Consider the following 21,923-nt stretch of genomic DNA (forward strand, 5'->3'; position numbering starts at 1 on the left):
TCAAGAAAAGACAATTTTGTGGCACGGATAAAAATGTTGTTGTAAAAACCCGCTGTTCTATTTAATCTAGTAAAGGCGGTTTTTTAAAAGATAAGAATTGTCAAATCAAATTAGATCAGAAAGAGAAGTGAACTCCATTGCAACGCGAAATTCAAGTTAACGAAAGACTCCCTTGGGGCCCGGGCTTCCTCCTGAGTCTTCAGCATCTGTTCGCCATGTTCGGCAGCACCGTGCTTGTTCCCAACCTGTTCGGGGTAGATCCCGGCATGATCCTGCTGATGAACGGTATCGGCACCTTGCTCTACATTCTAATCTGCCGCGGCAAAATCCCCGCCTATTTGGGTTCAAGCTTTGCCTTCATCTCTCCGGTGCTGCTTGTGCTGAAAGAGCATGCCGGCGATCATGAGCGCGGATATTCGCTTGCACTGGGCGCTTTTATCGTGACTGGTGTTATCTTCATTCTTGTGGCCTTAATTGTACGTTATGCCGGTACCGGCTGGATTGATATTGTATTCCCTCCGGCAGTTATGGGAGCGATAGTTGCCACGATTGGACTGGAGCTTGTGCCTGTAGCCGCACGGATGGCCGGACTGATTGCTCCAGATGGTGTGGCCACCGCCGACTGGACGCCTGACGGCAAAGCCATTACCCTGTCGCTCGTCACGCTTGGTGTTACCGTGCTCGGCTCCGTGCTGTTCCGCGGCTTCCCCAAAATCATTCATATCCTCATCGGTATTGTTACCGGTTATGTACTCGCTTATATCTTGGGTGAGGTGAATACTGGTGCCATCTCTCAAGCAAGCTTCCTCTCGCATCCCACGATCATTACCCCATCCTTCAACTGGCAGGTCATTCTGACTATTATTCCTGTATCGCTTGTGGTCATTGTGGAGCATATCGGCCATTTGCTGGTCACCAGCAATATCGTGGGCAAGGATCTGACCAAGGACCCGGGACTGGACCGCTCACTGATGGGTAACGGGATTTCAACAGTACTCTCCGGGTTCCTGGGTTCTACGCCTAATACAACCTATGGTGAGAATATCGGCGTTATGGCTCTGACCAAGGTGTACTCGGTATATGTTATCGCGGGGGCTGCTGTAATCGCCATCGTGCTGTCGTTCTCCGGAACGTTCTCCTCGGTCATTGCCAACATTCCGCTGCCGGTTATGGGCGGTGTATCCCTGCTGCTGTTCGGTGTTATTGCGGCGTCGGGTCTGCGTATCTTCGTTGAACAGAAAGTCGATTTCTCCAAAGCCACCAACATGATTCTGGCTACGCTCGTCCTGGTGGTCGGCATCAGCGGCATTTCGCTGAAGCTTGGCGGTGTAGAGCTGAAAGGCATGGCACTGGCGACTATCGTCGGTATGGTGCTCGCCCTGCTCTTCAAGCTGATCGAGGTTCTGGGCCTGTCCAATGAACAGGAAGCTGACAAATCGGCACATTAAATAACCCACATCTGTTATTATCCACCCAGCACATCAACAAAAAGCGGACTGCTGTCTTCATTCGACAGCAGTCCGCTTTATATTTCCCGGGAAAAGTTGCCGGGCACGACGATTAATCCTCGTAAGTCAACAAGGTAACCACTTCAATATCCGACAGCTTGTCCCGTCCGGCCAGAGCCGTCAGCTCGATCAGGAATGCAGCGCCGACCACTTGTCCGCCAAGCTGTTCCACCAGGTTTACTGACGTAGCAATCGTCCCTCCGGTAGCCAGCAGATCATCCGCAATCAGCACCTTCTGGCCGGGCTTGATCGCATCGGTATGCACAGCGAGGGTATCCTTGCCGTATTCCAGATCATAGCCCACTTCGATTGTCTCATAAGGAAGCTTGCCGCTTTTGCGGATCGGCACGAAGCCTACACCCAGCGCATAAGCCAGCGGTGCGCCCACTACAAAGCCGCGCGCCTCCGGTCCGGCAATGACATCGATCTCCAGGTGGGCCACGAGAGCTTTAAGCTCATCGATGGCTGCACGGTACGCAGCGCCGTCCTTCAGCAGTGTAGTAATATCTTTGAAGCTGATTCCAGCCTGGGGGAAATCCGGAATTACGCGAATATTGTTTTTGAAATCCAACATCATCATCTCCTAAAAGTAAGCGGGGATCACCCCCGCTGAAGTTACTCAAACCAAATGACCGTGACAGCATGTGTAGCTGTTATGAGGCCCCTAAACGCCGTGACAGCATGAATTCCTGCAATTCACTGCGGCTGCCTTCCATGAAATACTGCTCCATCTCCGCCGTCTTGCCCAGTCTGACGAAATGCTCTGATGTGCTCAGACTCTTGGAGGCAGGCTGCGGGACAAAGGTGATCTTGCCGCCGCTGCGCTCAATGAAGTCAAGCTCATCGAACACATCCAGCATTCTGCTCACCATACGCACACCAAGCGCCGACTGGCGGCTGAGCCGCAGCAGCACTTCTTGCTCAGGAGTTGGAGATGCAGCGATTGCGGCAATCCATTGATATAACGATTTGAAATGATCACGGGTAGGAACCTGCAGCCGGTCACGCCCGTCACGGATCGAATGCAGCAGGGCAATGTTCTCCGCCCCCGGAAAAGCAGTGAACAGTGCTTCCAGCTGCTCCGGAGACTCCGGCATATCAAGCACACAGAGCAGTGACAGTCCCTCTTCGTCACGCGTGCCCTCCGGCTGATGTACAGCCGAGATCCCGGCAGACTCATCGTATACCCAGAGGGACATGTCCTTCAGATCACGCAGCGGCGTTGTCCGGCTGTTCTGGAAGACCGCTGCACTCCGGCCGGGATTGCTGCCGCTATAGGTGCGGAGCAGCTCCTGAATATGCGCCGCCTGCTTGACGGCATCGGCCGCGCCGCGCAGATCGAACAGCTGCGCCTTCGGCACCGCAAGATCCTGCAGCATCAGCTGAGGCTTGCGCGAGCCGTTCCATTCATTGACGGACAGCTCTGCCAGAACATCCACCACTGTACCGTCCGGAAGCAGATCCGCCAGCGGCCCCTTGCCGAAGGCTACAGCTTCAATCGTCAGCTTGTCCTGCTGGAGCACAAGCTTCAGGTGCTTGCCCTCCTGACCCATCTTCCGTGTCTCCTTCACAACTGCTCCGCGCAGAATGAATCTCGGCAGCGGATTGGCCATGCCGAACGGCGCAAGCCGCTCCAGCTCAAGCGCAGCCTGGAGGGTCAGATCGGCAATGGATACCTCACCATCCGCAGCTGTAACAGCTACGAAGTCCTCCGGTGTCAGAACAGACGCAGCATAGCTATTGAGCGCCGCATCGAAGGCTTCCAGCTTGTCCTGCGGCAGACTCATCCCGGCAGCGGCCGGATGTCCTCCGAAGTGGTCCATCAATTCGGCGCATGAGGATAAGGCTGCATAGATATCCAGGCCCGGGATGGAACGGGCAGAGCCCTTGCACATCCCGGTCTCCGGATGAATGTCCAGAATAATAACCGGACGGTAATACCGCTCGAGCAGCTTGGAGGCCACAATGCCGACTACGCCGACATTCCAGCCCTGGTCCGCCAGCACTATAATATCCGGCAGTCCGCTCCGGCTGATTCTCTCCTCCAGCTTGGCTGTGGCTTCGGTGACAATTCGCTCGACAACCAGTTGGCGTTCCTTGTTCAGCAGATCCAGCTCTCCGGCAAATTGCTCAGCTTCTGCCGCATCTTCCGTGGTCAGCAGTGTAACCGCCCGGCCAGCATGATCCAGTCTTCCGCTGGCATTAATACGCGGCGCCATCCCGAAGGCGATATTCACCGCACTGACGGTGTTCATCGCAATACCGCCCACCGAGAGCAGCGCACGGATGCCCGGAAACGACGAATTCCGCATGCTGCTGAGGCCTCTGCGCACCAGACTGCGGTTCTCGCCCAGCAGCGGCATCAGATCAGCAACGGTACCTATAGCAGCAATCTCACACCATTCCTCAGGCACTTCACTGCCAAGGAGCGCCTCAGCCAGCTTGTAAGCCACCCCTACTCCAGCCAGACCCTTGAAGGGATACGGGCAGTCCGGCAGCTTCGGGTTAATCAGGGCATACGCCTCGGGCAGCAGCTCCGGCGGCTCATGATGATCCGTGACAATAACATCAATGCCCAGCTCCGAGGCATAGGCAATCTGATGATAGGCACTGATACCAGTATCAACCGTAATGACGAGAGATACACCCTGCTGGACCGCCCAGTCCAGCGCATGATTATGCAGTCCATAGCCTTCATTGGAGCGATGGGGAATATAAATATCAAAAGAGGCCCCAAGATGACGCAGAAGGTAGATCATCAGCGCAGTGCTGGAAACCCCGTCCGCATCATAATCACCATACACCAGAATATGCTCTTCCTCTTGCAGTGCCTTCTGTATCCGCGGCACCGCTTCAGCCATTCCTTTGAGCAGGAATGGATCATGTCTATCTTCCGCTCCTGAATCCATGAATACCCGTGCCTTGTCGGCGGTATCCATCCCTCTTTGCACCAGCAGTGAAGAAAGGAGCGGAGAAATAGAAAGGCTCCGGGCCAGTTCCGAAATACGCTCGGAATCGGCTGCCGGAGATTGCCAGCTTGTTTTAGAATGAAGCAATAAAGTTCACCTTTCTCTCACCTTGCAGACTACTGAAGCAGCGTGGGAATATCATTGTCCACAAGCTCGTGATTGCTTTTATAAGGATAACCCGGATCATACGGCACAACATCCATATGAACCTCGCCTACATGAACGAACCGGTGCTGCAGCAGCTTGCGGGCACATTCTGAAATATCCTGGGCCTCCATCACGCTGATCCGCGGATTCACACTAATCTTCACATGCAGATTCACATAACTGCCTTCCTCCAACGCCCGGAGCTGCTCCACCCGGATGACTCCATGCACCCGCTGAACCGTCTCAATGAAGCTGGCTGCTTCCTCGGAAGGAAGCTCCTGAATCTTCTTGCTGTATACAGAGGAAGCAATTAACGAATAGCCTTTGCGGAGAATCAGACATCCGGTCAGCAGAGCTGCAATGGGGTCCATGTAGAGCAGAGGATGCCAGTTCAAGTATCCTCCAGTTATGGCCAGGGCAATTCCGATAAATACCGTTATAGAGGTGTACAGGCTGAACCGGTGGCTATCGGCATAAGCAGCATGACTGCCGTCACCCTTTTTTTTGAAATAACGGTACTGGTATTGAAATACAGCCTCTTTGAACACAATGCACAGCAGGACAGCAACAAGCGCTGACTCCTCCGGTGCCGACAGATGTCCCCTTGTCAAATCACGGATAGCCGAGAAAGCAACCTGCAGCCCGCCCATAATAATCAGCACAGAGAACAGAATAGCCGCCATCGGCTCCTTGCTTCCTTGCGCAGCCTGGCCGCGTTTCGCTGAGCCTTCTGCCTTGTGGCTCTGCTTCAGGTTCCACGGAATCACCCCCGCCAGTCTGGCAGCGGCATCTGCTCCGGAATAGATTGCATCCCCCAACAATGCCTTGCTGCCTGACAGATAACCGATACTACCCTTGGCTAGAGCGAGTAGAACATCACTAAGGATTCCGGTCCAGGCAACAGTTTGTTTACGGGGTAATGGTTTGTCATTCATAACGAGGCCCTCCTTACCACTAGCAGGTAAACTCATGATGATGAAATCAAGCAAGACGCCCTGACCCGAAGATTCCGAAAAGCCGCGTCGCTACAGACGCGGCTTACAGAATAACCGGGTGTTAGGCTTTGGCCGGGGTCTTCGCAGCAGGCTTCTGGTTCTTTTTCAGGAGCAGCCAGAGCGGACTTGCGATGAAGATCGATGAATAGGCTCCGAAGAGCAGACCGATAACCATAGCAAGCGAGAACATACGGATCGACTCCCCGCCCATAATCAGCAGGAAGAATGCGGCAATAAATACGGTGAAGGCTGTATAAAGAGAACGCATGAGTGTCTGCATTACACTTTTGTTAACCAGGTGCTTCAGATCCTCATACGACTTCTGCTTGCCGAAGCGCAGATTCTCGCGTATCCGGTCAAAGATAACGATGGTATCGTTAATCGAGTAACCGATAATGGTCAGCACCGCGACAATGAAGGTGATGTCTACCTCCAGACGGAAGATCGAGAAGACCGCCACTACCATAAATGCGTCATGAAGCAGCGCCACAATGGAAGCCAGCGCAAAACGCCATTCAAAACGGATACTTACATAGATGATAATCCCGATACTGGATAGCAGCACGGAATAGATCGCATTGCGGGCCAGTTCCTTAGCCATCTCAGTATCTACGGTATTGATTTCAAAAGACGCCTTGTCATCAATCTTGTTGATTGACTTCTTGAGGGTCTCACTTTGTGCATCACTCAGCTCTTGATCATAGCGGATGTTGACCCGCTTGTCGCCGATGGTAACGGTTGGTTCATGCTCGATGCCCGCATCCTTCAGAGCCGGCTGCAGCTCAGCCAGCGTGACACTCTTAGAGAGCGCTACGTCCACATTGGACCCGGCCTTGAAGTCAACGCTGTAGTTCAGGCCGAAGGTTGCCAGGAAGACGAGCCCCGCCACAGTAAGGGCAATCGAGAAGATATAGAAGAATTTACTTAAATGTACGAAATCAAGCTCTTTCTTAAAGCGCACTGATGTCACTCTCCTTTACCCCAAATTGCTTCGGCTTTTTGAGTGCGCCGGCTTTAACCAGCACAGTCAGCAGCCAGTGGGCAAAATAAAGGTTTGTTACAATACTAAGTACAATTTCCACGATCAGAATCAGTGCGAAGCCTTTAACCGCACCCGTACCGAAGGCGAACATGACAGCCGCTACGATAATAGTGGTTACATTCGCATCCATAACTGTACGGAAGGAGGTCTTGTTCCCTGCTTTGACGGAAGACATAATGCCCTTCCCGCTGCGCATTTCTTCCCTGATCCGTTCATTGGTAATGATATTGGCATCGACGGCCATCCCTATACCGAGGATGAACGCGGCGATCCCGGGAAGGGTCAGTGTAAAGTCTGCCAGGACAAATACCAGAATCAGCAGCCAGGTGTGCAGGATCAGCGCAAAGCTGGCCAGTACGCCCGGAAGACGGTACATAAGCAGCATGAAGATCAAAATAATCACAGAACCGACAATCCCGGCTCTGACGGTCTCATCCAAGGATTGCTTACCCAGTGTAGCCCCTACGCTCTGGGAATATTTCTCTGTCAGCTTCAGCGGCAAAGCACCGAGGTTGATTGTATCGGCAATCTCGCGGGCTTCATCCAGTGTATATCCCCCGGAGATCGAAGCCTTACCATCGGTCAGGACAGCTCGTACCGTTGGAGGCGAAGATAACAGGTTCTCATCCAGATAGATGGCGAGTTCCTTACCCAGCAGGCGCTCGGTAATCTCTGCGAATTTCTTCTTGTCTTTGATGGAGATGCTGATTTCGGGCCGGTTCAGTTGATCGCGTTGAACCTCTGCCGCACCTTCAACAAAGTCACTGCCTACCAGCTCAATCTTGCTGTACACCCCGGGAGCATCCCCTTCATTGGCACTGCGGAAGGTCAGAACTGCGGGTTCTTTCATTTTCTTGCGGACCTCTGCTTCGTCGGTTACACCTGCGATCTTCAGACGGATGCGGTCCGTACCTTCGGTGGTCACCTCAGGCTCGCTGGTTCCGAGTGCATTCGCCCGCTTCTCGAGGCTCTCTGCAGTCTTCTGCAGCGAAGCGCGGGTCAGAGTTCCTCCCGTATCCATTGGCTCGGCGTGGTACAGAATTTCGAATCCGCCCTTGAGGTCAAGACCCAGACGGACTCTGTCCAGCAGCCCGGGAGTAGTAAATACCATGACGCCCGTTAGAACGACCACGGTAATGATAAAGCTCAACATTCTCTTCATGCTCTAGCTAGTTCCCCTTTCATTACATCAATATTCCTATTATAGCTACGTGCGAAATGACCGTCAATTCAGAAGGAATGACGGTGTCTTGATTCACACAAAGAAACGGCAGGTTCTGCTGCAAAGCGAAGATACCTCCGTTTGATAGGACAAGTCTGAACACTCTTTACTTACTTTACTGCTTCCTGTACCCGTTTGCAAAAGAAAATCGTTCCTTTTGACAAATCCCCCCGTTAATTCAATCCCCGGTAGGCCGCCAAGGTCAGATAAGTCATATAACTGCCTGACTTGAGTGAATAAATGTCATTGACCAGCCTGTGCAGGGGAGGTCTTCCCTCCTTGGCATAATTGCGGCTGATGCAATCCCAAATATCCTTACCGGTCACATATTCATAGCCGAGGAGCCGGAATTCCTCCGCTTTGCTGATGCACATGGCTTCGATATCTTCACTAAGCTCGTCATATCTCCATTGTTCCGATTCCACGTGCAGGCACCTCCAAAGATTCCTCATTTACGTATGCTCAGTGGTACGTATTCGACCCTGCGCTCACACTTTCCTGCTTAAGACCAAAAAACTTGTCTACAGAATGCTTGTCATGCAGCGCACCTGTACCGGCATATCCTTATACAAGCCTGGCTTGGTTATGGCGGTAATTCACCTGCAGTTTCATGTCATATGTAGGAAGAAGGAGTGCCCTGTGAGGAAACAGACCTTTATACAAGGAACGATCATCCTGCTGCTCGCCGGTATCATTAACCGGATGCTTGGCTTCATTCCCCGGATTGCCCTGCCCCGGATCATCGGCGCTGAGGGGGTGGGTCTGTATCAGCTCGGATACCCGTTTTTCATTGTGCTCATTACGGTAATTACGGGGGGAATCCCGCTGGCGATTGCCAAGCTGGTTGCCGAAGCCGAAGGAGAGAACCGCCCGGAGCAGTCGCGTAAAATCCTGCAAACCGGCCTCGCTCTCAGCCTGTCGCTGGGCATTGTGTTCACCTTCGTCGCCCTGTTCAGCGCCTCCTGGGTATCCAGCGTTCTTCTGACAGACCAGCGTGTCTATTATACCTTCGTCAGCATGACCCCCATGATCGCCATCGTCGCCGTTTCATCCATCTACCGGGGATACTTTCAAGGCAGGCAGAACATGATTCCCTCGGCCTTCTCCTCCGTGCTGGAATCGGTCATCCGGATCTTCTTCATGCTGTGGTTCTCCTGGATGCTGCTGCCGAAGGGCATCGCCTTTGCGGCTGCGGGTGCTATGCTTGGCGTGACTGTGGGGGAGATCGCCGGAATGCTGGCCCTGCTGGGGCAATATTATTTTAACGACAAAAAAGACAGGTCTGAACTCCCGCCAAACGTGGAACCTATGGTTCAGGATACGCAGGGCAGTGCCGGACGCGAACCCGCGCAGACGACTACACCTGTCTTCAAGCGTCTCATCGGCATTTCAATACCGGTAACTGCCGGACGACTGATCGGCTCATTCTCTTACCTTCTGGAATCGATTATTACCGTGCGCAGCCTCGCGCTCGCCGGAATCGCAGCCGCCGCTGCAACCGCACAATATGGTTCCTTGCAGGGAATGGTGATTCCGCTGCTGCTGCTGCCGGGTGTGCTCAGCTCCTCGCTGGCCGTCTCCCTTGTCCCTTCCTTATCCGAGGCCGCCGCCCGCAACGATTTGCCCACGATTCACAAAAGAATGCACCAGGCCCTGCGGCTAGCCATGGTGACCGGTGCCCCGTTTGCTGCTGTTATGTATATTCTTGCCGTACCGCTCTGTACGCTAATGTACGGCAATGCGGCGGATACGGCCCCTATGCTTAGGATGATGGCCCCGTTCGCTGTGTTTCTCTATGTCCAGGCCCCGCTGCAGGCTGCCCTTCAGGCCATGGACCGCCCAGGCAAGGCACTGATCAATACGCTGATAGGAGCCGTTGTCAAAATTCTGCTGATTCTCCTGCTGGCCTCCCGGCCCGAGTACGGCATTCTGGGCGCCATCATCGCCATTATGGTCAACAGCTTACTTGTCACGCTTCTGCACGGCTACAGTGTAGTCAAGCTCACCGCCATGTCCTTGCGCTGGTCGGACCCGCTCAAAATCCTGGCCGCTACGGTCATCATGGCCGCCGGGATGTCGTATGTCTATACTTCTGTTCCAATCTCACAGTCGCAGTGGATACAATTCTTAGCTGCTGCTGCCTGCGGCATGGCCATCTATCTGAGCATCTGCCTGTTATCGGGGCTGATCTCCAGGCGTGACCTGGAACGGGTGCCCTTTTTCAGACGCTGGCGCAGTTAGGTTGGCTTCCCCTTATCCGGGCTGATCGGGGCAATATAGAGTTCTCCCTTATGATCCACGGAGCACAGGAAAACATCCCGGAAATCAGAGACACCCTTCTGCCGGATCTGGGTTCTAAGCCAGAACCGGTTCTTGCCGATCATCTCAAGATTTCCGTCCTGCACCTTCCCGTCCATAATCAGCGGAATCGGCAGTCCTTCATAACGGATCTTATGCTTCGGCAGCTTCACCGAAGCAGAGTCACCGCCGGATGATTCAGCATCGCCGGAGTCCTTCTGGCTATCGCCGTTATTCTCCTTCCGCTCTGCGCCGGAGCTGCTGTTGCCCGACTGATTGGATGAGGTGACGTTGGCATTCTTCTCAATCACCGTTAACTGCCCGCTTGTCTCCAGGATAGCGAACTCCACATCTGCCGGACTGACAATATTCTGCCCGCGGAGCTGCAGCAGCAGATCATCAATATTATACCGCTGCCTGCGCATTTCGCCCCGGTGAATCTTCCCGTCCGAGATCAGAATGCTGGGCCTGCCATCCACCATTAAGCGCAGTTTCCGGCTCTTCAAGCTGAGCTGTGCGACCAGCACTTGAATCAGCACCAGGGTCGCCATAGGAACAACACCATCATAAATAGGCCGCTCGATATCCTCAATCACAAAGACACCGATCTCGGCAATCATGATGGAAATGGTCAGGTCAAATACAGACAGCTTGCCGATTTCACGTTTGCCCATGATGCGCATGCTCAGGAAAATGAAGATATACATCAGCACGGTCAGAAAGATATGGGTCGTAATATGCTGGAACATATTCTCTTCGCTCCCCTTCCGCTACTCCCCCATACTGGCGGATTAATGTACCCCTATTCTGACCTGACCGTAAAGGGAACATTCGGAAAGCTGCTGATTAATTACTGGTAAAAGTCATACCGCCTATTCTTGTACTATTGGGGCAAGCCTCCCCATACAATAATTAGTATCCGGTTAACAAACTTTTAGGGGGTTTTACCATGTCTCTGATCAGGCGTCTATTCTCATGGAAAATATCTAGTCCGGTATTATCGGGTTTAATCCGCTCGTTCCTGTGGATGATGCTGGGTGCGTTCATCCTCTCCCTCCTGCTCTGGGGCAGCGGACTGCAGGAACAGGACCTCACTATGTACACCTACATTGTGCACGGCGTCGCTGCCGCATTCGGAGGCTTGACCGCAGGCAGCAGGGCCGTCCGCAGAGGTTGGTACCAAGGAGCACTCACAGGCATGTTATACGGACTGGCTGTACTGCTGATCGGATTTTTGGCGCTTGACAGTTCACCGGGGGGAATGGACTTCCTGTGGGTTCTGGCGGCTGCAGGCATTAGCGCACTAGGAGGAATGTTTGGAGTTAATTTACAGAAAACCTAATTAATATAATTTTCGAAAATTGAAACCTTCCCTTGAAAATATGGTACACTACCTATGTCTGACTTCATATGAGCGATTATCAAGGAGGCTTCGAATGCTTTGCTGTATCAGTCCATGAATCTTGTAGTTGTATATACCGTTGCCATTGTTGTGATCTTAATCTGGATCGGCGCACGGCGCAATCCGCTGATGGCCTTAGTTGAAATCGGGAGAGAGCTGCTGAGATCCTATAAATTCACACTCATTATTATAGGCATGTTCAGCATTCTTGCCCTGAATAAATATGAGCTGCAGATCGAAGAAAAGATGCGGCTGACCGCAGATTACACAGGTTTTATCTTCGGCCTGGAGGGGCATTTCGTCCGGATGGTTCAAGAGCTGTTCTACGCTCCCTGGCTGACACCGGTGATTGTCTTCTTCTATATCTTCATGCTGCAGGCCGTGCTGGCAGCCTCACTGGGGATCTATCTGCTGGACAAAAACCGTGTGATTCTCTATGCGACCTGCTACACCATTATTTTAACCTATGCTATCGCTATTCCGTTCTATCTGTACTTTCCGGTCAATGAGGTGTGGTCCTATGCGCCTGCCGGGGTTCGGTTCATCATGCTGGATGTTTTCCCGAAGTTTGAACAGGAATACCGGCCGCTATCCGGCCTCAATAACTGCTTCCCGAGCCTACATACCGCTATCTCCGTATCCATGGCTCTGCTCGCTTACCGCTCAGGCAACCGCCGCTGGATGGTGATCAGTACAATCTCAGCCGTTATTATCGTGTTTGGAATCTTCTATCTCGGCATTCACTGGCTGACCGACATGATTGGCGGCACCCTGCTGGCTGTACTGTCCACGGCTATCGCCGTACCGCTTGCCAAGCTTACCCTGCGCAGCGGGGAACAGGGCTTGAGAGTGCGGGGCCGGGTCACCAATACACGTTAAGGCCCTCAATTCCGTATATGACGTATAAAAAAATCGGCGTTCTCTCGTAAGAGAAACGCCGATTTTTATGTAATTTAGCAGAGAGACTATTACATCTTGTCTTCTACTTCCACAACTGCGTGACTGATCGAGCCCCGGTCAAACGTCAATCGGGTTACATCATTAACCCGCAGAATAACGATGTCATCCGAAATCTCCATGATCGTTCCGTGCAGACCGCCGATGGTAACTACCTTATCGCCCTTCTTCAGCGCTTTGAGCATTCCGTTGCGTGCCTTGGTCTTCTTCTGCTGCGGACGAATCAGCAGGAAGTAGAACACAACAAACATCAGTACAAACGGACCTACCAGACCCAGTATGCTGCCTCCGCCGCCTGTACCTGCTGCCATATAAAACTGTGACATATCATTTCCCCCCTTTCAAGAATAAACATGAACACTCCGTACTCTCTAGAAGCCTTTTAGATTATCATATAATCCGTATTGTGCAAAAAACTCATCGCGAAAATCAAGCAGCCGATCTTCCATGATGGCTTCACGCACTTTACGCATCAATTCCAGCAGGAAGTGTAAGTTATGGTACGTTGTCAGCCGCAAGCCGAAGGTTTCGTCGGCCTTAATCAGATGACGCAGATAAGCACGGGAATAGTTCCGGCAGGTGTAACAGGTACACTCCGGGTCCAGCGGCCCGAAATCACGGGCATACTGGGCGTTACGCACGACGAGTCTCCCCTGACTGGTCATTGTTGTTCCATTACGGGCAATACGGGTAGGCAGAACGCAGTCGAACATGTCTATTCCGCGGATTGACCCTTCCAGCAGCGCATCCGGTGAACCTACGCCCATCAAATAGCGCGGTTTCCCTTGCGGCAGCAGCGGAACCGTGTAATCCAGCACTTCATACATAAGCTGCTTGGACTCTCCGACGCTGAGTCCCCCAATAGCATACCCCGGGAAATCCATGGAAGTCAAATCAGCCGCGCTCTGGCGGCGGAGATCCTCATGCATGCCTCCCTGTACGATAGCGAACAGTCCCTGGTCATTCGGACGGGCATGGCTTTTGAGGCAGCGTTCGGCCCAGCGGGTGGTACGTTCGAGCGATTTCTTCACATACTCATATTCAGCCGGATAAGGCGGGCATTCATCGAAGGCCATCATAATATCGGAACCGAGCGCATTCTGGATCTCCATAGCGACTTCGGGAGACAGAAACTTCTTGTCTCCGTTCAGATGGGAGCGGAAATGAACCCCTTCTTCGGTGATCTTACGCATGTCGCTCAGGGAGAATACCTGGAAGCCGCCGCTGTCGGTCAAGATCGGGCGGTCCCAGTTCATGAACTTATGCAGGCCGCCCGCTTCGCCGATGATCTCATGACCCGGACGAAGGAACAGATGGTACGTATTACTCAGAATAATCTGTGCTTCCATCTGCTTAAGCTCTTCAGGACTCATCGTCTTGACAGTAGCCTGGGTGCCCACCGGCATGAAGGTCGGTGTCTCAATAATTCCGTGCGGGGTGTGGACTCTTCCGAGCCGTGCCCCGGATTGCTTACAGGTCTTAATGTGTTCGTAAGTGATTGCTGCCATTGGTTTAACCCTTCCTCTTGCTTAATAAATGAACATTGCATCGCCAAAGCTGAAGAACCGGTACTGCTGCTTAATCGCTTCTTCATATGCGGCGAGAATCAGCTCCCGGCCAGCCAAAGCGCTTACCAGCATGACCAAGGTTGACTTGGGCAGATGGAAATTGGTGATCAGTGCATTAACGACAGTAAATTCATAACCCGGATAGATAAAAATATCCGTCCAGCCGCTGCAAGCCTCAATCGGCCTGCCCTGGCATTGTCTGCCTACGGTCTCCAGGGTCCGGCATGAGGTTGTGCCTACAGCTATTATTCTTCCGCCCCTTGCTCTGGCTTCATTAAGCACATCCGCCGCTGCCTGGGACAGCTCGAAATATTCGGCATGCATGACATGCTCTTCCACAGTCTCGACAGACATGGGACGGAAGGTCCCGAGACCAACATGAAGTGTGACATAGACGATATTCACACCGATGGCTGCAATCTGCTCCAGCAGCTCGGTGGTGAAATGCAGTCCGGCTGTCGGCGCTGCCGCCGAGCCTTCATGCCGGGCATACACGGTCTGATACCGCTCACGGTCATCCAGAGCTTCCTTGATATAAGGAGGAAGCGGCATGGAGCCGAGCCTGTCCAGAATCTCCTGGAAAATCCCCTGATAGATAAAGCGGAGTGTCCGCCCGCCCATATCTGCTTCATCTTCAATCACGGCACGAAGCTCTTCACTGAATACAATGACCGCGCCGGTCTTCAGCTTCTTGCCGGGCTTCACCAGCGCCTCCCAGCGGTCCCCTTCGAGATTCTTAAGCAGCAGGACCTCCGCCTTGGCTCCGGTATCTTCCTTGACTCCGAACAGTCTGGCGGGAATAACCCGTGTATCATTAAGTACAAGCGTATCGCCCGGGCGGAACTGCCCCAGTATATCCGTGAAATGACCGTGGTCCAGTTGCCCGTTCTCCTTGTCTACCAGCAGCAGTCTGGATGAACTGCGGTCGGCAAGCGGAGTCTGTGCAATCAGCTCCTCCGGCAGATTGAAATCATAAAGTTCAACATTCATAATAGGACCTTCATTCCTTAATTCTTAATTATAGTAACGTTATTAAAATAGTGTTGCAATATTTGCTTATAATCATACCCTTTGTCGGCCATTCCCTTCACGCCCCATTGAGACATGCCGAGTCCGTGCCCGTAACCCCAGCCGATGAAATAGAAGCCCGGACTGCCGGTCACGACTCTTGCGGTCTGATCCGCGCCCATCACGACCGTACCGCTGCCGCTGGACGTCACTTGGCCCGAGGCAGACAGCACTCCGGCCGAGCTGGTGCTGCCGATAGCAGCTGTAGAGCCATCAGCGCCTAATACAGTATAACTTCCGGCAGGTACAATATCAAACAAGGTGCTAGGCAATCCCCCGAAGGAGGAACGGAACAGATCCGGGTACTTCACCTGCAGGATCTGGCCGTTCGCCTTGACCTCCACTGCTCTTCCTGATGGCCCGCGCCGGGTAACCTCCAGAGTGGTTATAGAAGAGGGCAGAGTGCCGCTGGTCTTGCCGGCCAGGCTCTTCAGCAGTTCGGCTGAAGAATACGGACCTTTGATCCAGCTGTAGCTGCCGGATTCATAGACCTGATTCAGCACTACGGCGTTCTGTCCGGGATTTAGCTTGCCTGCCGGAGCAGCACTGCTGTCAACGACAGGCAGCGGCCGGATATTCACATCCTTGGCAGTGGCTGTGGCAATGGGGAGCCCTGCGGCTGTCTTGCTGCCTGTTAATTTGATGTTATCTTCCCGGGCATAGCCGGAGACGCCGCTGTCCAGCAGTACATAGTACCACTTCTTAGCAGAGCCCACCGCAGCCACATCCTCTGCGCTGGCCACACTGGCATAGTTGCCGCCGCTGTTCCATACTTCCGACGGGTCAGCCGTAACGCCGCCGCTGTTCGAGGAGAATACCGCCTCTACGACCTTGCCGCCGCTCTGCAGCACTTCACCTGCAGTGGCATCGACCGCCTTGATGATTGTGGGTGCTTCTGCACCGATTCCGTTATAGACCTGACTGAGCGTTGTATCCACCACATTGGCAACATCGAAGCGGTTCCCTTGGGACAGCGCGTAGCTGCGCGCGGCTACAGCCTGGGCCTTCAGCGCTTCCTCCGGCCAGCCGGAGGATACCTCTCCCCCCACTACCGCATACAGATATTGCTCCAGCGGAACCACGTTAATGACAGACAATGAACCATTCAGATTGCCAAGCTCCATATCGCCGCGATAGATCCGCTTGGATCGCTCGGTTAGCATAATTCCCTTCTCATTGCCGGACAAGATGAACTTTGCGTCACTTCCGGATAACAGATAATGAAAGGCCTGGACTTCGCTGTTGAAATCGAGCCCTGCGTCCATACGGATCATTACTCCGGGTGCACCCGGAGCCACAGGCGTTAGAGCAAGCTGAGGAAGCAGCGCAGCTGCCGAAGCAGAGACCGCCGCAAGCTCGCTGTCACTTGACGCCTCGCCTACCCATACCTCGGTACGCGCACTGCCGCCCTCACCGGATATGAATACCGGCCAGGCATCTAAGCCGGCAGTGGTCAGGCTGCCCACTACCGCCTGGGCTTCCTCGAGTGTAGCGTAGGAGCCCGCAGACAGATGCTTGGTTCCGGCCACCGCAGGGGTCTGCCCCTCAGGAATTGCCAGACCGGCCTTGAGGACTGCGTTCAGCCCGTTATTGGCTGCACTCTCACTGGCATAGCCTCCAGTGTATAGCTGATATACCTTGGCTCCGCCTCTCGCAGCCATAAAAATCTGCGGCTTATTGGAAGAAGACTGGAGCTTCTTCGCCGCATCCGCAGCGGTCTGCCAGCTTGGCGTCTCCAGCACCTTCACCCGGTACCCGTCCAGACTGACACGGACCTTGTTCTGGGCCGGAACCGACAATAACGGGCTGCCGCCGGCTGCCGGAAGCAGGCTGAAGCTCTGCTCGGACTGCAGGGTTACCAGCGGTACGGTAGATTTATATTTGCTGCCAATATCGGCATACAGTGCAACCCGGATCGACCCGCCGGAATCGGCGCGGGCGTGATCTGCCGGAATGAGCAGACTGCCTGCTGCAAGCAATGCAGCCAGCGCCCCCCGGCCCAGCAGCCCGATTCCTGTTGTTGTCCACTTCGCAAGTTTCATTGTAGGCCTCCTAAAAAGTATTAATGATACATCCACTTCGGTTTGTAGCCCAAACAATACGTAAGATGTTGTACTATGGGCAGGATTCTCAGTAATCAGTTCTGCTGCGGGGGAAGCGGAAGGCCAAGATGATGATACGCTGCAGGCGTAACAATGCGCCCGCGAGGCGTGCGCTGCAGGAAACCGATCTGCAGCAGATAGGGCTCGTATACATCCTCAATGGTCTGGCTCTCTTCACCTATCGTAGCGGCGATGGTATCCAGTCCGACAGGCCCGCCCCGGAAGGAGCTGATCATGGATTGCAGCATCTTATGGTCGATGCTGTCCAGTCCCCGGGGGTCCACCTGGAGCATCTTCAGCGATTCAGCAGCAATCTCCGGGGTGATGATTCCGTCGCCCCGGACCTGGGCATAATCGCGTACCCGCTTCAGAAGACGGTTGGCAATCCGCGGTGTCCCCCGGGCCCGCAGGGCAATCTCTTCCGCTGCATCGCCCAGAATCTCGATGCCCAGCAGTTCAGCGTTGCGCGCCACGATGAAGCTCAGTTCATCGATGGTGTAATACTCCAGCCGGCTGACCACTCCGAATCGGTCACGCAGCGGAGCAGACAGCAGTCCCGCACGTGTCGTCGCCCCAATAAGCGTGAAGGGCGGCAGGTCCAGCCGGACCGACCGTGCGCTTGGCCCCTTGCCGATCATGATATCCAGCGCGAAATCCTCCATCGCCGGATACATGACCTCCTCCACCGTCCGGTGCAGACGGTGAATCTCGTCAATGAACAGCACATCGCCTTCCTGAAGGTTCGTCAGCAGTGCTGCCAGATCGCCGGGCCGTTCAATCGCCGGACCGGAGGTGGTCCGCAGATTGACACCCAGCTCGTTGGCAATAATATTGGCCAGCGTCGTCTTGCCGAGACCCGGAGGCCCGTACAGCAGGACATGATCCAGTGCTTCACTGCGCATCTTGGCCGCTTCTATATATATTTTCAGGTTCTCTTTCACCTGGTTCTGGCCGATATATTCACCCAGATAACGGGGACGCAGACTTAATTCCACCGCCTGCTCGTCCATCATCAGATTAGCCGATATAATCCGGTCATCCATTCTTCCTCACTCCGTTCTTCAGGGACCTATTTGGCGGTATACAGCAGCCCCAGCGCCTTCTTCATCAGCACATCCACCGGTCCGGTATCCGTGCCTTCCTGCTTCATCTTCAGATGCACCCTGTCCAGCTCGGCATCGGTGTAACCGAGCGCCTTCAGCGCATCCCTGGCTTCTTCCCACGGCAGCGCCTCTGCCTTGCTCTGCGCTTCAGCCGCTACTGCGAACAATCCCGTCTGCAGAGCTGCCCCGCCGAAGCCGTCCAGCTTGTCCTTCAGATCCAGAATCATCCGCTGCGCCGTCTTCTTGCCGATCCCCGGCAGCTTCGTCAGGAAGGTGATATTCTCCTGATAGATGGCCGCGATCAGCTGGTCCGGCGTTCCGCCGGTCAGAATGCCCAGCGCAACGCGCGGGCCGATGCCGGTTACCTCAATCAGCTTGCGGAACAGGCGCTGCTCCTCGCGTGAAGGGAATCCGAACAGAAGCGTAGCATCCTCGCGGGTCTGATAATGAATGAACACAGTCACCGGACCCTCAGTCTTGGCAAAAGCGTACGGATTCGGGCAGAATACCCGGTACCCCACGCCCTGCACATCCAGCACAACGTATTCCGGCTCCAAATGTGCAACCGGTCCTCTAAGAAAATCTATCATTTTCGCAATACCTCATTTAATTTGGAATTAAGACTCACGGAATGGGCATGGCATACCGCCACCGCCAGCGCATCCGCCACATCATCGGGCTTCGGCACAGCCGTCAGCTTCAGCAGCAGCTTAACCATCTCCTGCACCTGCTTCTTCTCCGCCTTGCCGTAACCGACTACAGCCTGCTTCACCATCATCGGGGTGTATTCTGCCACCGGAAGCCCGCGCTGCACGGCTGCCAGAATCAGCACCCCGCGTGCCTGCGCCACCGGTAAGGCTGTAGTCACATTGCGGCTGAAGAACAGCTTCTCTACCGCTACTGCGTCCGGCTTATATTTATCAATCAGCTGCACCATGCCTTCATAGACATGCAGCAGACGCTCTTCTTCCGGGGTATGTGCCTCTGTCTGGATGCAGCCGTATTGGACCGGTGTTAATTTGTTGCCGACCTTATCGACAAAGCCAAAACCGACAATCGCCAGCCCCGGATCAATCCCCAAAATGCGCAAAGTCCTTCTCTCTCCTCTATGCCCGGGCGGATACTCCGGCCCTAAAGCGAACATATGTATTCCTTCCACCCATTATAGCAAAAAAAATTCCCCGGGAGACAAAAAGTTTGTCCCCGGGGAAATGAAACATGCATAACACAACAAAGACCCGCAGGCCACCTGCGCGCCCGCGAGTCCTCATGCTGCTAACTCTATAGTCTCTCCCTCACTCCGCATGCATCACCTGTTCAGAGGAATCACGAGCATAGTCGCTGAAGGTGGAGAGCACGCTGTTGTACTCCTCCAGATCCTGCACCCGGATGCCCTGATGAAGCTGCTCCCAGATGCCCTTGGGCAGAGAGGATTTGATGGAGCCCATGTCCATCTGGAAAAAGGTCTTCATGACCCTCTCCGCCTCGGGCGGGCCTTGGAACAAGGTCAGATTGCCCTGCTCGTCCACCCCGAAGTAGGCTTCTTTTTTGGTCAGCGGCGACAGATCATTGACCCGCTGCTCCAGCCATAGGTCCCCTTCCCGGCTGAGCCAGCCGCTCCAGCCCGCATGCCGGACAATCAGCTCGCTAAGCTGAGCCGGAGTCTGCTTGCCGGGCAGGGTCTGCACCTCTTCACCAGCTACATAGAGGGTCTTAAGATGCACCGTTCTGCTGATGGCTTCCTTGTCCACAGCCTTCAGCAGCTCTTGACTGTTCATCACGGCGGCATCCTCTTCAGCATCATCGTCTGTATGGTTATATACGGCGGCTACAGCCGGTAAGCTGCTTCCGGGTTCCAGATTCTGCACTGCGCTTCCGCTCAGGAATGACGAAGATTTAAGCAGCGTACTGATTTCTTCCGGAACCTGCATGCCGCGCCAGGCGAGCAACGTCAGCACGAGGCATGCCGCACCAACCCAGGGAGCTTTTTTCCAGCGTCTCCACCGCCGCCACAGTTGTTTTTTCAGGCGAAAAGCATTCACGTTAATCCCTTCATTCTGGTTTTTTCCTATTGTGACCTGTGAAGGGATCATTTATGCGTAAATGCTTGAAATTCATCCCAGCATGGATTCAATCCGTACGCTGGGGATTCTCAATGGCCCCAAGGAACAGCACGACTCCGCTCTGCGTGTCCCGGATCATGAACAGGAAGGGCCGATTGACGTTCATTTCAAAGGGCGGGTCTACAGGGGGCGCCGATCCGGCACGCATAGCAATTACAGTGGAAGCCGCTGCCTCCGTTCCCCGCTCGTTCACATCAATATAGGTTTTGTGGATGACCTGTCCAAAATAGATCGGGCTGTCCAGATCCGCCATAAGGGAGAAATCACCCCGGTTCGGATCAAAAGCAAGCTTCACCCCCAGCGCCTGCAGCGCCTTGGAGAGCTCTGTGCCATAGCTGGCCGTGAACCTTGGCAGCAGCAGCGTCCCCCGGGAACTGGAGAAACCCTTATCCAGCAGCAGAGTCCCCTGCTCCAGTTGACCCACAAGCTCCGCGAGAGAAGATTGCTCACCCGGAAGGACCACTACCATCTCCAGCTCTCCCTCTCCGTAGGGAAGCTTCACCGCCTGCCAACCGTCATGAGCTGCATACTCGAACATACCGCTCCGCTTCATCATCATCACCTGCACTGCCGGTCCGTCCGGAGGATAAAAGTCCGCCTGCTTCGTAGCCTGTTCCTCGAACACATCCGTCCAGGCACCTTGGAAATACAGCGCATTGACAAGGACGGCAACAGCCTGCGGTCCTGGCGGCTCCGTGAGCATCTCCTGAATCTTGTCCCCCGTATGGTCCGCCACCCATCCGTTAATCTCCTTCACAGACTTCTCTGCCGACAGGTCCGTGGTCTTAATCTGCGCGTCATAGAAATCCTCACCGGTCTTGAGATAGTCCCTGCGCAGCGTCAGACCCTTCATACCCCAGACCGAATTCGCGATCTTCAGCTCCACGCCCGGTCCCCCATCATTTAAGAGCTTCATTAATGACTGATGGCCGGTATTCAGCTTCTGCCGTTCGTCCGGGGTATAGCCGAGCAGCTTCCCCAGCTCCTCTGCCGTCTCTCCGGCACTGCCGTTATAGGCCAGGGCCAGAGCGGCAGCGGCACTGTACGGGGATATCGTCAGGTTCCCGCTCCCCTGCTTCCATAACTGGCTGAACAGCTTCACACCCAGCTGGTTGCTGCTGTCCGTCAGACGCGAACCGAGCTCTGCTGCGGCAGCCTGTCTCTCCGCATAATTCATGCCCGAACCTCCTTCACTGCAGCCGCCCAAGAGCAGCACGGTTAGTATAAGTGCGGATAATCTTCTGCCCATGCCAATCTCCTCCCTGTATCTCCGTAACCTCTCTACCCACTGACGCTGCGGATTGGGAAAAGTTGCAAATTCATAGCGGCAGGCATACAAAATTGCTATTCATTATATTGAAGGCTTATCTTTCTATGCCATCATTTGCTATACTCTATATTAACGAAAAAAGTTAAAAA

At 54.1% G+C, this 21,923-nt stretch carries 20 protein-coding genes; 4 read left to right on the plus strand and 16 right to left on the minus strand.

Annotation, left to right across the window (positions count from 1 at the left end; translation table 11 throughout):
- Positions 1–137 precede the first annotated feature (137 nt).
- Positions 138–1,448, plus strand: a complete 1,311-nt coding sequence (gene uraA, locus MKY86_RS23495; RefSeq protein ID WP_076081673.1) for a uracil permease — start codon at positions 138–140, stop codon at positions 1,446–1,448.
- Positions 1,449–1,560: 112 nt separating this feature from the next.
- Here the strand turns inward: uraA and MKY86_RS23500 are convergent, their stop codons facing one another.
- The 6 genes from MKY86_RS23500 to MKY86_RS23525 form a co-directional block, all read right to left on the minus strand.
- The gene (locus tag MKY86_RS23500) at positions 1,561–2,079 is read right to left on the minus strand and encodes an adenine phosphoribosyltransferase (protein WP_036732465.1); all 519 of its coding nucleotides are present in this window, start codon (positions 2,077–2,079) and stop codon (positions 1,561–1,563) included.
- Positions 2,080–2,161: 82 nt separating this feature from the next.
- Positions 2,162–4,564 carry a single-stranded-DNA-specific exonuclease RecJ gene (recJ, locus tag MKY86_RS23505; protein WP_076081674.1) on the minus strand — a complete coding sequence of 801 codons (2,403 nt, stop codon included), beginning with the start codon at positions 4,562–4,564 and terminating at the stop codon, positions 2,162–2,164.
- A 29-nt stretch (positions 4,565–4,593) separates the two neighbouring features.
- A complete protein-coding gene (locus MKY86_RS23510) occupies positions 4,594–5,559 on the minus strand; it encodes a cation diffusion facilitator family transporter (protein WP_076081675.1) in 966 nt (321 codons plus the stop codon).
- Between the two features lie 121 nt (positions 5,560–5,680).
- Positions 5,681–6,580, minus strand: a complete 900-nt coding sequence (gene secF, locus MKY86_RS23515; protein ID WP_076081676.1) for a protein translocase subunit SecF — start codon at positions 6,578–6,580, stop codon at positions 5,681–5,683.
- Positions 6,570–7,823: a protein translocase subunit SecD gene (secD, locus tag MKY86_RS23520; protein WP_076081677.1), complete on the minus strand. Its 1,254-nt coding sequence runs from the start codon at positions 7,821–7,823 to the stop codon at positions 6,570–6,572. The genes secF and secD overlap by 11 nt, the downstream gene beginning before the upstream one ends.
- A 233-nt stretch (positions 7,824–8,056) precedes the next feature.
- On the minus strand, positions 8,057–8,308 hold the full coding sequence (locus MKY86_RS23525; RefSeq protein ID WP_036690543.1) for a post-transcriptional regulator: 252 nt from the start codon (positions 8,306–8,308) through the stop codon (positions 8,057–8,059).
- 214 nt (positions 8,309–8,522) lie between these two features.
- On the opposite strand from MKY86_RS23525, the gene spoVB reads away from it, so the two are divergent.
- Positions 8,523–10,124, plus strand: a complete 1,602-nt coding sequence (gene spoVB / locus MKY86_RS23530; protein WP_076081678.1) for a stage V sporulation protein B — start codon at positions 8,523–8,525, stop codon at positions 10,122–10,124.
- Here spoVB and MKY86_RS23535 read toward each other — a convergent pair.
- Entirely contained in the window at positions 10,121–10,930 is an 810-nt protein-coding gene (locus tag MKY86_RS23535) for a YetF domain-containing protein (RefSeq protein WP_076081679.1), read from the minus strand. The genes spoVB and MKY86_RS23535 overlap by 4 nt on opposite strands.
- A gap of 200 nt (positions 10,931–11,130) precedes the next feature.
- Here MKY86_RS23535 and MKY86_RS23540 point away from each other — a divergent pair, with 200 nt between their 5' ends.
- On the plus strand, positions 11,131–11,523 hold the full coding sequence (locus tag MKY86_RS23540; RefSeq protein WP_076081680.1) for a TIGR04086 family membrane protein: 393 nt from the start codon (positions 11,131–11,133) through the stop codon (positions 11,521–11,523).
- A gap of 99 nt (positions 11,524–11,622) precedes the next feature.
- Complete coding sequence (locus tag MKY86_RS23545; protein ID WP_235218327.1) at positions 11,623–12,462, plus strand: phosphatase PAP2 family protein; 840 nt, start codon at positions 11,623–11,625, stop codon at positions 12,460–12,462.
- A gap of 89 nt (positions 12,463–12,551) precedes the next feature.
- Here MKY86_RS23545 and yajC read toward each other — a convergent pair whose 3' ends face one another.
- From yajC to MKY86_RS23590, 9 genes are all read right to left on the minus strand, one after another.
- A complete protein-coding gene (gene yajC, locus MKY86_RS23550; protein WP_036732365.1) occupies positions 12,552–12,866 on the minus strand; it encodes a preprotein translocase subunit YajC in 315 nt (104 codons plus the stop codon).
- Positions 12,867–12,911: 45 nt separating this feature from the next.
- Positions 12,912–14,048 carry a tRNA guanosine(34) transglycosylase Tgt gene (tgt, locus tag MKY86_RS23555; RefSeq protein WP_036690552.1) on the minus strand — a complete coding sequence of 379 codons (1,137 nt, stop codon included), beginning with the start codon at positions 14,046–14,048 and terminating at the stop codon, positions 12,912–12,914.
- Positions 14,049–14,069: 21 nt separating this feature from the next.
- Positions 14,070–15,098: a tRNA preQ1(34) S-adenosylmethionine ribosyltransferase-isomerase QueA gene (gene queA, locus MKY86_RS23560; RefSeq protein ID WP_076081681.1), complete on the minus strand. Its 1,029-nt coding sequence runs from the start codon at positions 15,096–15,098 to the stop codon at positions 14,070–14,072.
- Between the two features lie 17 nt (positions 15,099–15,115).
- Positions 15,116–17,218 carry a SpoIID/LytB domain-containing protein gene (locus MKY86_RS23565; protein WP_076081682.1) on the minus strand — a complete coding sequence of 701 codons (2,103 nt, stop codon included), beginning with the start codon at positions 17,216–17,218 and terminating at the stop codon, positions 15,116–15,118.
- Between the two features lie 95 nt (positions 17,219–17,313).
- A complete protein-coding gene (gene ruvB / locus MKY86_RS23570; protein WP_036732369.1) occupies positions 17,314–18,321 on the minus strand; it encodes a Holliday junction branch migration DNA helicase RuvB in 1,008 nt (335 codons plus the stop codon).
- A 26-nt stretch (positions 18,322–18,347) separates the two neighbouring features.
- On the minus strand, positions 18,348–18,971 hold the full coding sequence (ruvA, locus tag MKY86_RS23575; RefSeq protein ID WP_076081683.1) for a Holliday junction branch migration protein RuvA: 624 nt from the start codon (positions 18,969–18,971) through the stop codon (positions 18,348–18,350).
- Positions 18,968–19,471: a crossover junction endodeoxyribonuclease RuvC gene (gene ruvC / locus MKY86_RS23580; RefSeq protein ID WP_036690559.1), complete on the minus strand. Its 504-nt coding sequence runs from the start codon at positions 19,469–19,471 to the stop codon at positions 18,968–18,970. Before ruvC ends, ruvA begins: the two co-directional genes overlap by 4 nt.
- A gap of 205 nt (positions 19,472–19,676) precedes the next feature.
- Positions 19,677–20,423, minus strand: a complete 747-nt coding sequence (locus MKY86_RS23585) for a BofC C-terminal domain-containing protein (protein WP_076081684.1) — start codon at positions 20,421–20,423, stop codon at positions 19,677–19,679.
- 88 nt (positions 20,424–20,511) lie between these two features.
- Positions 20,512–21,753 (minus strand): serpin family protein, encoded by a 1,242-nt coding sequence (locus MKY86_RS23590; RefSeq protein ID WP_076081685.1) that lies wholly within the window; start codon positions 21,751–21,753, stop codon positions 20,512–20,514.
- Positions 21,754–21,923: the final 170 nt, after the last annotated feature.

The organism is Paenibacillus sp. FSL R7-0333 (assembly GCF_038000365.1).
GTDB lineage: Bacteria > Bacillota > Bacilli > Paenibacillales > Paenibacillaceae > Paenibacillus_AQ > Paenibacillus_AQ silagei.